Below are 338 nucleotides of genomic sequence, written 5' to 3'. Positions count from 1 at the left end.
CGGCGTACGGCCATGAAGATGCGCGGCATGACCGGGAAGTGGAACGCCATGTGGCATTCGTCGCCGCCCGCCTGGTAGTCGCCGAAGTAGTCGACGACATCCTCCGGCCACTGATTGGCCTCCGCGAGCAGGACCTTGTCGGGGTACTGCGCGTCGATCTCCTTGCGCACCCGCTTCAGGAAGTCGTGCGTGGCGGGGAGGTTCTCGCAGTTGGTGCCCTCCTGCTGATACAGATACGGCACCGCGTCCAGCCGGAACCCGTCGATGCCGAGGTCCAGCCAGAACTTCAGGGCGGAGATCATCTCCTCCTGGACGGCCGGGTTCTCGTAGTTCAGGTC

Annotated in this window: 1 protein-coding gene; it reads right to left on the bottom strand. The window is 64.5% G+C overall.

All coding sequences use genetic code 11. The features are described from left to right. On the bottom strand, nt 1-338 hold a 338-nt coding region (locus GTW40_RS12715; protein WP_237525476.1), incomplete at both ends, for an alpha-amylase family glycosyl hydrolase.

Origin of the sequence: Streptomyces sp. SID4985, from assembly GCF_009863025.1 — a bacterium.
Classification (GTDB): domain Bacteria; phylum Actinomycetota; class Actinomycetes; order Streptomycetales; family Streptomycetaceae; genus Streptomyces.
This window is presented reverse-complemented; position numbering and strand designations above follow the sequence as displayed.